This is a genomic window from Aeromonas sobria (genome assembly GCF_006243315.1).
Classification (GTDB): domain Bacteria; phylum Pseudomonadota; class Gammaproteobacteria; order Enterobacterales; family Aeromonadaceae; genus Aeromonas; species Aeromonas sobria_A.
On record NZ_NKWE01000032.1, the window covers coordinates 27,962 to 42,184 of the forward strand.

Genomic DNA, 14,223 nt, shown 5'->3' on the forward strand with positions numbered 1-14,223 from the left:
GCTCTTTATAATTTGGTTCCAGTCCTACTCTATTACGACTTTCATGACGCTGGCAAAGGTTGTTACCCATACCGAGGCGGCTGGAGCGCCTTATTTGAAACAGAGTTCCTTATCAATGTCAATTTTGCTGGGACCCCATTAACGACATTAATTAAATGTTAAATTAAATATGCGATCCAGTTTGCGGTTTTGTGTTTTCTTTGTAGCTGTTTGATTGTCTTCGGTTAAAGCCGCCGATATACTGCGCCACGTGGGTCATGGCTGTGGGCGTTTGAAACGCGTTGGCAAAGCCTGATGTGAAACCGAAAACTGGATTTTTGGCTTTTTCAGCGTGTTTTGGTAACAAATAACCAACAATCACCATCCCGTGCCCTCAAGTGTGAGTTAAAACAATAACTAACGTGCTCAATGGAGCTGAGTGGGCAAGCGTGAAAAACAAACAGAGACCGGTCAACCTCGACCTACAGACGATCAGCTTTCCTGTCACTGCCATTGCATCCATCTTGCACCGTGTTTCAGGGGTTATCACCTTTGTGGCACTGGGCATCTTGCTGTGGATGCTTGGTACTTCACTCGCCTCTCCCGAAGGGTTTGCCACCGTAGTTGCCATCATGGACAACTTCCTGGTCAAACTCGTGCTGTGGGGGATCCTGACTGCGCTGGCATACCACATTGTGGGCGGCTTGCGTCATCTGGTCATGGATATGGGCTATTGGGAAGAGCTGGAATCCGGTAATCAGAGTGCCCGTGTGGCCTTTGTGATCACCGCGATCCTGGCGGTACTGGCGGGAGTGCTTGTATGGTAACCAATTCTGCAACCTTCGGGCGCAGCGGCGTTCATGATTACATCCTGATCCGCGCCACCGCCCTCATCATGACCTGTTACGTGCTCTATCTGGTGGGCTTTGTCGCGTTTAACGACATTACCTACGAGGTGTGGGCAGGCTTTTTCGCCAAAACATTCACCAAAGTATTCACCCTGTTGACCCTGCTCTGCGTACTGATCCACGCCTGGATTGGTCTGTGGCAGGTGCTGACTGACTATATCAAGCCGGTAGGGCTGCGCGGGGCGCTGCAATTTGCTCTGGTCGTGGTGCTGTTTGTCTATCTGATGACGGGTTTCGTCGTGCTGTGGGGTGTGTAAGGTGACTATTCCAACTCGTGAATTTGATGCTGTGGTGATTGGTGCCGGTGGTGCCGGTATGCGCGCCGCGCTCTCGATTGCCCAGTCTGGCAAGAGCTGCGCTCTGTTATCCAAGGTCTTTCCGACCCGTTCTCACACGGTTTCCGCTCAGGGCGGGATCACGGTTGCGCTGGGCAATGCCCACGACGACAACTGGCAGTGGCACATGTATGACACGGTAAAAGGTTCCGATTACATCGGTGATCAGGAAGCCATCGAGTACATGTGCAAGACGGGCCCCGAGGCCATCTACGAGCTGGAGAACATGGGCCTGCCCTTCTCCCGCTTTGAAAACGGTTCTGTCTACCAGCGTCCGTTTGGTGGTCAGTCCAAGAATTTTGGTGGCGAGCAGGCTGCTCGCACCGCGGCGGCCGCTGACCGTACCGGTCACGCCCTGCTGCACACCCTTTATCAGCAGAACGTCAAGAGCAAGACCACTGTCTTCTCCGAGTGGTATGCGCTGGATCTGGTGAAAAACCAGGACGGTCACATCGTTGGCTGTACCGCCATCGATATGGAGAGCGGCGAAGTGGTCTACTTCAAGGCCAAGGCCACCGTGCTGGCCACCGGCGGCGCCGGTCGTATCTACCAGTCCACCACCAATGCCCACATCAACACTGGCGACGGTGTCGGCATGGCGCTGCGCGCCGGGGTCGGGGTGCAGGACATGGAGTTCTGGCAGTTCCACCCGACCGGCATCGCTGGGGCCGGGGTGCTGGTGACCGAAGGGTGCCGTGGTGAAGGCGGTTATCTGCTGAACAAAGATGGCGAGCGCTTCATGGAGCGTTACGCCCCCAATGCCAAGGACTTGGCTGGCCGCGACGTGGTGGCCCGCTCCATCATGATCGAGATCCGCGAAGGCCGTGGTTGCGACGGCCCCTGGGGCCCGCACATCAAGCTCAAGCTGGATCACCTCGGCAAAGAGGTGTTGGAATCCCGTCTGCCGGGTATCTGCGAGCTGTCGCGCACCTTCGCCCACGTGGATCCGGTCAAAGAGCCTATTCCGATCATCCCGACCTGCCACTACATGATGGGCGGCGTGCCGACCAACGTGAATGGCCAGTGTCTGGCGCAAGACAAAGATGGCAATGACGTGCCGGTAGTCGGCCTGTTTGCAGTGGGCGAGATTGCCTGCGTTTCTGTGCACGGTGCCAACCGTCTGGGGGGCAACTCCTTGCTGGATCTGGTGGTGTTCGGTCGTGCCGCTGGCATGTATCTGGTCAACACCCTGGGCGAGATGGAGCATGGCCGCGAAGCGTCAGAGTCTGATATCGACGCCGCCATGGCCCGCTTCAACCGCTGGGAAAATTGCCGTGACGGGGAAGACCCGGTGCAGATCCGCAAAGATTTGCAGACCTGCATGCAGAATAACTTCTCGGTGTTCCGTGAAGGTGATGCCATGGCAGAAGGGCTGGCCGAGCTGAAACTCATTCGCGAGCGCCTCAAGCGTGCCCGGCTGGATGACACCTCCAAGGAGTTCAACACCCAGCGCATCGAGTGCCTGGAGCTGGACAACCTGATGGAGACGGCGTTTGCCACCGCGGTGGCGGCCAACTTCCGTACCGAGAGTCGCGGTGCTCATAGCCGCTTTGACTTCCCGGATCGGGACGACGAGAGCTGGTTGTGCCACAGCCTCTATCATCCGGACTCCGAGTCCATGACCCGTCGCGCGGTCAACATGTCTCCGAAAACCCGTGAAGCGTTCCCACCCAAGGTGCGGACTTACTGATTACGGAGACAAGCACAATGAAGGTCACATTCTCGGTATGTCGCGACATCTGCCGGTCTGTGAACAGAGGGGAGGAACACCCCTCCCTCTTATCCAACGTGCGGTATTACTGATTGCGGAGCCAAGCCCTATGAACGTCACATTCTCTGTCTACAGATACAATCCGGATGTTGATAACGTCCCCCATATGAAGGAATATCGTCTTGATATTCCTGAAGGTTCCGACATGATGGTGCTCGATGCACTGATCCAGTTGAAAGAGCTGGATCCCACCCTTTCCTTCCGCCGCTCTTGCCGCGAAGGGGTCTGTGGATCTGACGGTCTCAACATGAATGGCAAGAACGGTCTTGCCTGTATCACCCCGCTCTCTGATCTGCTGAAGAAGGGCAATAACGTGGTACTGCGTCCCTTGCCCGGGCTGCCGGTGATCCGTGATCTGGTGATCGACATGACCCAGTTCTACACCCAGTGGGAGAAGGTCAAACCCTTCCTCATCAACGATGACAAGTTGCCGCCGGTGCGTGAGCACCTGCAATCCCCCGAAGAGCGCGCCAAGCTTGACGGCCTGTACGAGTGCATTCTCTGTGCCTGCTGCTCCACTTCGTGCCCCTCCTTCTGGTGGAACCCCGACAAGTTCATCGGTCCGGCCGGGTTGCTCGCAGCCTACCGCTGGCTGGCAGACAGCCGCGACACCGCGACCACCGAACGATTGGGTAATCTGGACGACGCCTTTAGCGTGTTCCGCTGCCACGGCATCATGAACTGCGTGAACGTCTGTCCGAAAGGCTTGAACCCGACCAAGGCGATTGGCCAGATCAAGTCGATGTTGCTCAATCGGGCCGTTTAGTTTTTGGGCTAGCCCAACGTCTGGAGAGCCATCCCACCCGTGGCAGGATGGCTTTTTGAACCCTACAAGCTGCGCAGCAGTAACAAGATGTACAAGGGATAGAAATGCATAACGGCGTGATGAAGGCCTGGTTGGAGTCATCTCACCTGGCTGGTGCGAATGCTAGCTATATCGAGGATCTTTACGAATCCTTTCTGGAAAATCCTGACTCCGTGTCCGACGAGTGGCGCAGCCTGTTTAGCGAGCTGCCCCAGGTCAATGGCCACGTGGTTGAACAACCTCACTCCCAGGTCCGCGATTATTTCCGTCGTCTGGCCAAGGATCCTTCCCGTTACAGCGCCCCTGTTACCGATCCCCAAGTGGATGCCAAGCAGGTACGGGTGCTGCAGCTGATCAATGCCTTCCGTTTTCGTGGTCACCAGAATGCCAATCTGGACCCGCTGGGCCTGTGGCAGCGTGAAACCGTTGCCGAGCTGGACCCCGCATTCCACAACCTGCAGGGCGCAGACATGCAGGCCACCTTCAATGTGGGCTCCTACGCCATCGGTCGCGAGACCATGGTACTCGGTGATCTCTACGCCTCCCTGAAAAAGACCTACTGCAGTAGCATAGGTGCCGATTATATGCACCTCACCTCCACCGAGGAGAAGCGCTGGCTGCAGGACAAGCTCGAATCCATTGAAGGGAAGGGGAGCTACACCCTCGAAGAGAAGACCCGCTTCCTCGAGAGCCTGACCGCCGCCGAAGGGTTGGAGAAATATCTGGGCGCCAAGTTCCCGGGGGCCAAGCGCTTCTCGCTGGAAGGGGGCGATGCCATGATCCCCATGCTCAAGGAGCTGATCCGTCGCGCCGGTGAGCAGGGCTGCAAAGAGGCCGTCATCGGCATGGCCCACCGCGGCCGCCTCAACGTGCTGATCAACGTGCTCGGCAAACGCGCACAAGATCTGTTCGATGAGTTCGCTGGCAAGCATGGGGAATCCTGGGGTACCGGTGACGTGAAGTACCACATGGGCTTCTCCTCTGACTTCGCGACCCCGGGTGGCAACGTGCATCTGGCGCTGGCGTTCAACCCGTCCCACCTCGAGATCGTCAACCCTGTGGTCATCGGTTCGGTGCGTGCGCGGATGGATCGCCATGGCGACAAGGATGGCTCCAGCGTGCTGCCCATCACTATTCACGGTGACTCAGCCATGTCCGGTCAGGGCGTGGTGGCCGAAACCTTCAACATGTCCCAGACCCGTGCTTATGGCGTGGGCGGGACGGTGCGGATCGTCATCAACAACCAGGTCGGTTTCACCACCTCTTACCATCGTGATCTGCGCTCCACCGAATATTGCACCGACATCGCCAAGGCGGTGCAGGCGCCAGTCTTGCACGTCAACGGCGATGATCCGGAAGCCGTGGTGCTGGTGACCCAGATTGCACTGGATTACCGCAACACCTTCAAGCGCGACGTGGTGATCGAGCTGGTCTGCTACCGTCGTCACGGCCACAACGAAGCGGACGAGCCGAGCGCGACCCAGCCATTGATGTACCAGCAGATCAAACAGCACCCGACCCCGCGCAAGATCTACGCCGATCAGCTGGTGGCCGAGGGCGCGGTCAGTCAGGAGCTGGCCACCACCCTGGTCAACGACTATCGCGATACCCTGGATCGCGGTGAGCGGGTGAGCAAAGAGTGGCGGCCGATGGAGTTGCACTCCGTCGACTGGACCCCCTATCTGGGTCACGACTGGGCGATGCACTATGACAGCACCTTGCCGCTGGATTACCTCAAATCCCTCGGCGATCGGGTGAGCCAGTATCCGGCGACCCATGTGCTGCAGCGTCAGGTTGAAAAAATTTACGAAGACCGTCGTCTGATGGCGGCGGGCGAGAAGCTGCTGGATTGGGGCTTTGCCGAGACTCTGGCTTACGCCACCCTGGTGGACAAGGGATCCCGCATCCGTTTCACCGGTGAGGACTCCGGCCGTGGCACCTTCTTCCACCGCCACGCCGTGATCCACAATCAGACCGATGCCAGCACCTACACCCCGCTGTGCAACCTGCACGACGAGCAGGGGCCGTTCGAGATTTACGACTCGGTGCTGACCGAGAACGCGGTACTGGCCTTTGAATATGGCTACGCCAGCGCCGAGCCGGCTGGCCTCACCATCTGGGAAGCCCAGTTCGGTGACTTCGCCAACTGTGCCCAGGTGGTGGTGGATCAGTTCCTCTCCTCCGGTGAGCAGAAGTGGGGCCGGATGTGTGGCTTGACCATGCTGCTGCCGCACGGTTACGAGGGGCAGGGCCCGGAGCACTCCTCCGCCCGTCTCGAGCGTTTCTTGCAGATGTGTGCCCAGCACAACATGCAGGTGTGCGTGCCCTCTACCCCGGCGCAGGTATTCCACATGCTGCGTCGTCAGGTAGTGCGCCCGATGCGCCGTCCGCTGATCGTGATGACGCCCAAATCCCTGCTGCGTCATCCGCTGGCGGTGAGCAAGCTCGAAGAGCTGGCGGAAGGCACCTTCCAGAATGCCATCGGCGAGATCGACGCGCTGGATCCGCAAGCGGTCAAGCGGGTGGTGTTCTGCTCCGGCAAGGTCTACTACGACCTGCTCGATGCCCGTCGCAAGGCCGAGCAGCAGGATGTGGCACTGGTGCGAATTGAGCAGCTCTACCCCTTCCCGGAAGAGGAAGTGCGCGCCATTTTGGCCCACTACAGCCATGTCACCGATTTTGTCTGGTGTCAGGAAGAGCCACAGAACCAGGGCGCCTGGTACTGCACCCGCCACCACTACGATGGGGTGCTGCCGGTCGGTGCCACCCTGCGTTATGCCGGTCGCCCCGCGTCAGCCTCGCCGGCCGTTGGTTATATGTCTGTCCACACCAAGCAGCAAAAAGCCTTGGTGGAAGATGCCCTTACCCTGTAAAGCCTCTGGCATAGAAGTAAAAGGAACTGATTAGATGACTATCGAGATCAAGGTACCGGACCTGCCGGAATCAGTGGCCGATGCCACTATCGCCACCTGGCACAAGAAGCCCGGTGATCTGGTCGCCCGTGACGAAGTGCTGGTCGACATCGAAACTGACAAGGTGGTGCTGGAAGTGCCGGCACCGCAAGCCGGTGTGCTGGGGGAGATCCTGCAAGGGGAAGGGGCGACCGTGTTGTCCCGTCAGCTGATTGCCATCCTCACCGCCGCCCCGGTGGCGGGTGAAGAGACCAAAGCGAAACCGGCTGAAGCGGTGGCCGATGACGGCGCCGATGGCTTGAGCCCCTCGGTGCGCCGCCTGATTGGCGAGCATGACATCGATGTGAGCAAGGTAACCGGCACCGGCAAGGGCGGTCGCATCAGCAAGGAAGATGTGGAAGCCTACATCAAGGCGAAGAGCCAGCCTGCTGCTGCCGCACCGGTCACCGCCGCGGCGCCTGCTGCCAAAGTGGCGCCGCTCAGCGGTCGCAGCGACAAGCGGGTGCCGATGACCCGTCTGCGCAAGCGCATTGCCGAGCGTCTGCTGGAAGCGAAAAACACCACCGCCATGCTGACCACCTTCAACGAGGTCAACATGAAGCCGATCATGGATCTGCGCAAGCAGTACGGCGAGATCTTCGAGAAGAAGCACGGCATCAAGCTCGGCTTCATGTCCTTCTACGTGAAAGCGGTGGTCGAATCCCTCAAGCGCTATCCGGAGGTGAATGCCGCACTGGATGGCGATGAAGTGGTTTACCACAACTACTTCGACGTCAGCATCGCCGTCTCCACCCCGCGTGGGCTGGTGACCCCGGTGCTGCGTGACTGCGACAACATGAGCCTGTCGGACATCGAGAAGGCCATCAAGGATCTGGCGGGCAAGGGCCGTGACGGCAAGCTGACCGTGGATGAACTGACTGGCGGCAACTTCACCATCACCAACGGTGGCGTGTTTGGCTCCCTGATGTCCACCCCGATCATCAACCCGCCCCAGAGCGCCATTCTGGGGATGCACAAGATCCAGGATCGCCCGATGGCGGTCAACGGCAAGGTCGAGATCCTGCCGATGATGTACCTGGCGCTCTCCTACGATCACCGTCTCATCGACGGACGCGAATCGGTCGGCTTCCTGGTCTCCGTCAAGGAGCTGCTGGAAGATCCAACCCGTCTGTTGCTGGACGTCTGAGTACTGTAATACCCGAGCGAACGAAAGATAACGAGGGGCCGCCCAGGCCCCCATTCATAGGGGATTGAGAAACACCAACCCCGGACGGAAATACCTACAACACGGATAGAGCATCTATGAATCTGCATGAATATCAGGCAAAAAAGCTGTTTGCCGAGTATGGCCTGCCGGTCTCCGAAGGTTATGCCTGTGCTACCCCACAAGAAGCGGCCGAAGCGGCTGACAAGATTGGCGGCAATATCTGGGTCGTCAAATGCCAGGTGCACGCCGGTGGTCGCGGTAAAGCGGGCGGCGTGAAAGTGGCCAAGAGCAAGGATGAGATCCGTGCCTTCGCCCAGAACTGGCTTGGCAAAAATCTGGTGACCTACCAGACAGATGCGGGCGGCCAGCCGGTCACCAAGATCCTGGTTGAATCTTGCACCGACATCGCCAAAGAGCTCTACCTGGGTGCCGTGGTTGACCGTGGCTCACGCCGCGTGGTCTTCATGGCCTCTACCGAAGGTGGCGTGGATATCGAGAAGATTGCCCACGAAACCCCCCATTTGATCCACAAGGCGGCCATCGATCCGCTGGTGGGTCCGCAGGCCTATCAGGCCCGCGAACTGGCCTTCAAGCTGGGTCTGGTCGGCGATCAGATCAAGCAGTTCACCAAGATCTTCTTAGGCTTGGGCCAGATGTTCCTGGATTGCGATTTCGCGCTGCTGGAAATCAACCCGCTGGTGATCACCAAGCAGGGCAACCTGCATTGCCTCGATGGCAAGATCAACATCGACGCCAACGCCCTCTATCGTCAGCCCAAGCTGCGTGAGATGCACGACCCGTCACAGGATGACCCCCGCGAAGCGCACGCCGCCCAGTGGGAGCTCAACTATGTGGCCCTCGATGGCAACATCGGCTGCATGGTCAACGGCGCCGGTCTGGCCATGGGCACCATGGACATCGTCAACCTGCACGGCGGCAAGCCCGCCAACTTCCTTGACGTCGGCGGTGGCGCCACCAAGGAGCGGGTGACCGAAGCGTTCAAGATCATCCTCTCCGACAGCAACGTCAAAGCGGTGCTGGTCAATATCTTCGGCGGCATCGTGCGCTGCGACATGATTGCAGAAGGCATCATAGGTGCGGTCAAGGAAGTGGGGGTCAAGGTGCCCGTGGTTGTGCGTCTGGAAGGCAACAATGCCGAGCTGGGTGGTATCAAGCTGGCCGAAAGCGGCCTCAACATCATTGCGGCCAAGAGTCTGACCGATGCCGCGCAGCAAGTCGTCAAAGCAGCGGAGGCCAACTGATGAGCGTACTGATTAACAAGGAAACCCGAGTCATCTGCCAGGGCTTTACCGGCGGTCAGGGTACTTTCCACTCCGAGCAGGCGCTCTCTTACGGCACCCAGCTGGTCGGCGGCGTATCGCCAGGCAAGGGTGGCACCACCCATCTGGGCCTGCCGGTGTTCAATACCGTCCGTGACGCAGTCGAAGCGACCGGCGCCACTGCCTCCGTCATCTATGTTCCGGCTCCGTTCTGCAAGGACGCGATCCTGGAAGCGATCGACGCGGGTATCAAGCTCATCGTCACCATCACCGAAGGTATCCCGACGCTGGATATGCTGGATGTGAAAGTGAAGCTGCAAGAGACCGGCGTGCGGATGATCGGCCCCAACTGCCCGGGCGTGATCACCCCGGGTGAGTGCAAGATCGGCATCATGCCGGGCCACATTCACAAGCCGGGCAAGGTGGGCATCGTCTCCCGCTCCGGCACCCTGACCTACGAAGCGGTCAAGCAGACCACTGACGAGGGCTTTGGCCAGTCCACCTGTGTCGGTATCGGTGGCGACCCCATCCCGGGCTCCAACTTTATCGACATTCTGGAGATGTTCCAGAACGACCCGCAGACCGAAGCGATCGTGATGATCGGCGAGATCGGCGGCAACGCCGAGGAAGACGCGGCCGCCTATATCAAGGCCCACGTCACCAAGCCGGTGGTCTCCTATATCGCCGGTGTTACTGCACCTCCCGGCAAGCGGATGGGCCACGCTGGCGCCATTATCTCCGGTGGCAAGGGTACCGCCGCCGACAAGTTTGCTGCGCTGGAAGATGCCGGTGTGAAAACCGTCCGCTCTCTGGCCGATATCGGCAAGGCTCTGCGCGAAGTGACCGGCTGGTAATTCTATTTAGCCCGTTATCTCTAATAAAATGCCGCCCGATGGGCGGCATTTTTATACAGAATATTGGGTTTAGGCTGGTGTCGTTTGTTTTAATTTGTTTATGCTCTTCGCTCTCTTTTTATCTCTAACCCACATGACCGAACCATTTGTTTTTTTCATTTCAAAAAGGTCTATAGATTGAAATAGATCACTGAGTTTCCTAAATCCATAATTTCGTTGGTCAAATGATGCATGGTTAGATATGTGGTTTCCAATTTCACCAAGCGTAGCCCAGCCATCGTCTTCTTCAACCGCCTCTATTGCTTGTCGGAGCAGATTGATGAGCTTCGTGTCACCTTTTATATTCTTACTTTGCTTTTGAATTGGTTGTTCCAAAACTGGTTCTGCATCCAGATACAAAAATCGAGAGCAACTATTAACAAATGGTAATGGTGCTTTCCGCTCTCCAAATCCAATAACGAACTTGCCATCAGCAAGCGTTCTGGTAACTAAAGGTGTGAAATCACAATCCGATGACACAAGGCATATTACATCAATGTCTTTTGTGTATAAGACGTCCATTACATCAATGACTAATGCCATGTCTGTGGCATTCTTACCTTTTGTTAGATCGAATTGTTGCACGGGTTGTATAGCATAATCGTGTAGTACATCTTCCCAAGGTTTCAGGTTTGGATTTTTCCAGTTGCCATATGCTTTTCGAATGTTAACAACACCGTATCGAGCTAATTCTGATAAAACGATATCTATCTTACCTGCAGGCGCGTTATCTGCATCAATAAAAACTGCGATTTTTTCTTTATCTTTCACTAAAGCCTCCGTGCCATTTAATTACTTCATTAACAGTGATTCCATTACATAGTTAAGTCGTAGGTTCGAATAGCGATGCGTATTCTGACGAACGAGTTTTTAGTTTGCCATAGATGTTAGCCGCAATCTGTGATGGCTGGTCAATTGTATTGTTTGGTCTCATTAAAAGAGCGAAATCAACAGAAATCTGGTACACCACTGCAGACAAGAAATGGTTGGAGTCAGTGTTGGATATTTTGGCATGATTTGTGGTCAGGTTATTAAGTGTCCTAAAAGGTGGCTGTCCCACATTCCCTTTCCCTATGACGGCGCCATTCTGGTGACCAGCTGCGCCAGCTTCGAGATGGGGCAAAAGTGCGTCAGCGCAGGGGGGATATCTTGCTCGCCATCTCTGTCGTCACTGAACTGGCGGTCCAGCGGGCCGAGCGGGCCGAGCAGACCGGGCTGATTCTGGTGGGCTTTTGTCGTCCCGGGCGGGCCGAGATCAACAGTGGCTGCAAGCGCATTTTGTTTAAGTGACTGCAAGGCCACGACCACGGGCCTACTCCACGGGCAGAGAGGGCAGGCAAAAATGAGATAAAGAAAAAGGGCGGGGAGTGTGACTCCCCGCCCTTGTTGTTTCGGCCTCTGGCTGGCGGATTAACGGGCCAGCAGGATACGCAGCATGCGGCGCAGCGGCTCGGCGGCGCCCCACAGCAGCTGGTCACCCACGGTAAAGGCGGCCAGATACTCAGGGCCCATATTGAGTTTGCGCAGACGACCGACCGGAATGCTGAGGGTGCCGGTGACGGCCGCCGGAGTCAGCTCGCGGGCGGTGATGTCGCGATCGTTGGGGATCACTTTCACCCAGTCGTTGTGAGCAGCCAGCAGGGCTTCGATCTCGGCCAGCGGCACATCCTTTTTCAGCTTGATGGTGAACGCCTGGCTGTGGCAGCGCAGGGCGCCGATCCGCACACAGAGACCATCCACCGGAATAACGGCGTTTTCGATACCGAGGATCTTGTTGGTCTCGGCCTGACCCTTCCACTCTTCACGGCTTTGGCCGTTGTCGAGTTTGGTGTCGATCCAGGGGATGAGGCCACCGGCCAGCGGCACGCCGAAGTTGTCCACCGGCAGGGTGCCGGAGCGGGTTTTTTCGGTGATCTTGCGCTCGATGTCGAGGATGGCGGAGGCAGGGTCGGCCAGCTCGACCGCCACTTCGTCACGCAGCATACCCATCTGGGTGACCAGCTCGCGCATATGGCGGGCACCGCCACCGGAGGCCGCCTGATAGGTGGCCACGCTGATCCACTCCACCAGATCGGCCTTGAACAGGCCACCGAGGGCCAGCAGCATCAGGCTGACGGTGCAGTTGCCGCCAACGAAGGTCTTGATGCCATCGTTCAGGGCATGCTCAATCACGTCGCCGTTGACCGGATCCAGAATGATGACGGCGTCTTTCTCCATTCTCAGGGAGGAGGCGGCGTCAATCCAGTAACCCTGCCAGCCAGCGGCTTTCAGACGTGGATAGACATCCTTGGTGTAGTCGCCGCCTTGGGCGGTGATGATGATATCCTGCTTGGCCAGCGCCTCGATATCGAAGGCGTCTTGCAGAGTACCGGCATCGACGCCGAAGTTGGGAGCGGCCTCACCGGCCTGGGAGGTGGTGAAGAATGTGGGTTGAATATGGGCGAAATCCTGCTCTTCCTGCATCCGGCTCATCAGAACCGATCCCACCATGCCACGCCAACCGACCAAACCTACTTTTTTCATATTGTCCTACCCTGGATTGCTGCTAAAGAAACTCGCGGTGACACCCGTAACCCCTTGTCTGGCGACGCCTGTTTACAAGCGGTTTACAGGCCATTTAAAAAATATGCGCTGCGAAAAATGCGTCTGTCCACATTACGGATTGTGGCGGCTTGCGCAAGTCGAATTGCGCAATATTCTGTGCCGTTTGCTGCATTAACCGGCAGCCACAACTCCGCTGCGTCAGGTGGGCAGGGAGAAGGTCAACATCAGACGAAAAGGCCACCGTTTATGGCGGTGGCCTGTCAATAAAGCGGGTGGCGTCACTCGTCTCGTGCTTAACCGAGGGGCGCAGTTGGCAAGTGCAATAGCCCGACAGCGTGGCGCTTAGCCGTAACGGGCCAGGGTGAGCCCCTCGTCGCTGATGGCGGGATCGCTGCCGCTGATCAGATCGCACAACAGCTGACCCGAACCGGCCGCCATGGTCCAGCCCAATGTGCCGTGGCCGGTATTGAGCCAGAGGCCGGGAATGGGGCTCGGCCCCACCAGCGGGGTGCCATCCGGCGTCATGGGGCGCAGGCCGGTCCAGAACTCGGCCTTGCTGATATCGCCCCCTTCGGGGAAGAGATCGGCGACCACCATCGCCAGGGTGTCGTGGCGTCTCGGGTTGAGGGCGAGGTTGTAGCCCGACAGCTCCGCCATGCCGCCGACCCGGATCCGCTCGTCAAAACGGGTGATGGCCACCTTGTAGGTCTCGTCGAGCACAGTGCTGCGCGGCGCCGCGTCTGCGTTGATCATCGGCAGGGTGAGGGAGTAGCCTTTGACCGGATAGACCGGCAGCTCCAGCCCCAGTGGGCGCAGCAGCGGGCGCAGAAAACCGGTGGCATAGCTGCCGAGCGCACAGACGATGGCATCGGCGCGATAGCGCTGCTCGCCCGCCCGCACCGCCACGGCGCGGCCCCGGGCTTGCTCTATCTCGTCGATGTCGCAGTTGAAGACGAACTTGACCCCGAGCTTCTCGGCTTCAACGGCAAGGGCCTTGGTGAAGCGGAAGCAGTCGCCGGTCTCATCGCCGGGCAGGCGCAGGCCGCCGACGATTTTGCCGCGCACTCGTGCCAGCGCAGGCTCTGCCGCTTCGCAGCCGCTGGCATCCAGCGACTGGTAGGGGACGCCGTATTCCTCCAGCACCTCGATATCGCGCTGGCTGGCATCGAGCTGGGATTGGCTTCTAAACAGCTGCAGAGTGCCGAGCTGGCGCCCTTCGTAATCGATGCTCAGCTCGTCGCGCAGCACCTTCATGCAGTCGCGGCTGTATTCGGCGAGGCGCACCATGCGGCCCTTATTGGTGGCATAGGCGGTCGGGGTGCAGTTGGCGAGCATTCTGAGCATCCAGCGCAGCTGGAAGGGGTCGGCGGTGGGGCGTACCGTGAAGGGGGCATGCTTTTGCAGCATCCACTTGGCGGCCTTGAGGGGGATGCCGGGGGCGGCCCAGGGGGCCGCATAGCCGGGGGATATCTGCCCGGCGTTGGCGTGGCTGGTTTCAAGGGCAACGCCCCCCTGCCGCTCCAGCAGGGTGACTTGATGCCCCGCCTTGGCCAGATACCAGGCACTGGTTACTCCGATCACGCCGCCAC

General features: G+C 58.3%; 12 protein-coding genes and 1 pseudogene. 9 read left to right on the plus strand and 4 right to left on the minus strand.

The window, feature by feature from the left end; all coding sequences use genetic code 11:
- Positions 1-163: 163 nt before the first annotated feature.
- Positions 164-364, minus strand: a complete 201-nt coding sequence (locus CF137_RS11045) for a hypothetical protein (RefSeq protein ID WP_139244989.1) — start codon at positions 362-364, stop codon at positions 164-166.
- Positions 365-428: 64 nt separating this feature from the next.
- Here CF137_RS11045 and sdhC point away from each other — a divergent pair, with 64 nt between their 5' ends.
- From sdhC to sucD, 8 genes are all read left to right on the plus strand, one after another.
- Positions 429-806 (plus strand): succinate dehydrogenase cytochrome b556 subunit, encoded by a 378-nt coding sequence (gene sdhC / locus CF137_RS11050; RefSeq protein WP_021231296.1) that lies wholly within the window; start codon positions 429-431, stop codon positions 804-806.
- Entirely contained in the window at positions 800-1,144 is a 345-nt protein-coding gene (sdhD, locus tag CF137_RS11055) for a succinate dehydrogenase, hydrophobic membrane anchor protein (protein WP_005333558.1), read from the plus strand. Before sdhC ends, sdhD begins: the two co-directional genes overlap by 7 nt.
- Position 1,145: 1 nt before the next feature.
- Positions 1,146-2,912 carry a succinate dehydrogenase flavoprotein subunit gene (sdhA, locus tag CF137_RS11060; RefSeq protein WP_042023903.1) on the plus strand — a complete coding sequence of 589 codons (1,767 nt, stop codon included), beginning with the start codon at positions 1,146-1,148 and terminating at the stop codon, positions 2,910-2,912.
- Positions 2,913-3,042: 130 nt separating this feature from the next.
- On the plus strand, positions 3,043-3,759 hold the full coding sequence (locus tag CF137_RS11065) for a succinate dehydrogenase iron-sulfur subunit (RefSeq protein ID WP_042023901.1): 717 nt from the start codon (positions 3,043-3,045) through the stop codon (positions 3,757-3,759).
- A gap of 104 nt (positions 3,760-3,863) precedes the next feature.
- Positions 3,864-6,671, plus strand: coding sequence for a 2-oxoglutarate dehydrogenase E1 component (sucA, locus tag CF137_RS11070; protein WP_139719025.1), 2,808 nt, complete (start codon positions 3,864-3,866; stop codon positions 6,669-6,671).
- Between the two features lie 34 nt (positions 6,672-6,705).
- Positions 6,706-7,896, plus strand: coding sequence for a 2-oxoglutarate dehydrogenase complex dihydrolipoyllysine-residue succinyltransferase (gene odhB, locus CF137_RS11075; RefSeq protein WP_139719026.1), 1,191 nt, complete (start codon positions 6,706-6,708; stop codon positions 7,894-7,896).
- 116 nt (positions 7,897-8,012) lie between these two features.
- Positions 8,013-9,179 (plus strand): ADP-forming succinate--CoA ligase subunit beta, encoded by a 1,167-nt coding sequence (sucC, locus tag CF137_RS11080; protein ID WP_068978415.1) that lies wholly within the window; start codon positions 8,013-8,015, stop codon positions 9,177-9,179.
- Positions 9,179-10,051, plus strand: a complete 873-nt coding sequence (gene sucD, locus CF137_RS11085) for a succinate--CoA ligase subunit alpha (protein WP_033116130.1) — start codon at positions 9,179-9,181, stop codon at positions 10,049-10,051. The genes sucC and sucD overlap by 1 nt, the downstream gene beginning before the upstream one ends.
- A 69-nt stretch (positions 10,052-10,120) precedes the next feature.
- On the opposite strand, the gene CF137_RS11090 is transcribed toward sucD, so the two are convergent.
- Entirely contained in the window at positions 10,121-10,861 is a 741-nt protein-coding gene (locus tag CF137_RS11090) for an NYN domain-containing protein (RefSeq protein WP_139719027.1), read from the minus strand.
- 304 nt (positions 10,862-11,165) lie between these two features.
- On the opposite strand from CF137_RS11090, the pseudogene CF137_RS11095 reads away from it, so the two are divergent.
- Positions 11,166-11,380: pseudogene (locus tag CF137_RS11095) on the plus strand (formate dehydrogenase accessory sulfurtransferase FdhD); the annotation flags it as partial.
- Between the two features lie 120 nt (positions 11,381-11,500).
- Here CF137_RS11095 and asd read toward each other — a convergent pair.
- Together asd and CF137_RS11105 are read right to left on the minus strand one after the other, a co-directional pair.
- A complete protein-coding gene (asd, locus tag CF137_RS11100) occupies positions 11,501-12,613 on the minus strand; it encodes an aspartate-semialdehyde dehydrogenase (RefSeq protein ID WP_139719028.1) in 1,113 nt (370 codons plus the stop codon).
- Positions 12,614-12,976: 363 nt separating this feature from the next.
- Positions 12,977-14,223, minus strand: a 1,247-nt coding sequence (locus tag CF137_RS11105; RefSeq protein WP_139719029.1) for a D-amino acid dehydrogenase, incomplete at its 5' end; no start/stop codon positions are given.

Coding starts and splice junctions, on each gene's coding strand:
- CF137_RS11045 (WP_139244989.1), bottom strand. CDS start 364: ATGGTGATTGTTGGTTATTTGTTACCAAAACACGCTGAAAAAGCCAAA.
- sdhD (WP_005333558.1), top strand. CDS start 800: ATGGTAACCAATTCTGCAACCTTCGGGCGCAGCGGCGTTCATGATTAC.
- CF137_RS11065 (WP_042023901.1), top strand. CDS start 3,043: ATGAACGTCACATTCTCTGTCTACAGATACAATCCGGATGTTGATAAC.
- sucA (WP_139719025.1), top strand. CDS start 3,864: ATGCATAACGGCGTGATGAAGGCCTGGTTGGAGTCATCTCACCTGGCT.
- sucD (WP_033116130.1), top strand. CDS start 9,179: ATGAGCGTACTGATTAACAAGGAAACCCGAGTCATCTGCCAGGGCTTT.
- asd (WP_139719028.1), bottom strand. CDS start 12,613: ATGAAAAAAGTAGGTTTGGTCGGTTGGCGTGGCATGGTGGGATCGGTT.
- sucC (WP_068978415.1), top strand. CDS start 8,013: ATGAATCTGCATGAATATCAGGCAAAAAAGCTGTTTGCCGAGTATGGC.
- odhB (WP_139719026.1), top strand. CDS start 6,706: ATGACTATCGAGATCAAGGTACCGGACCTGCCGGAATCAGTGGCCGAT.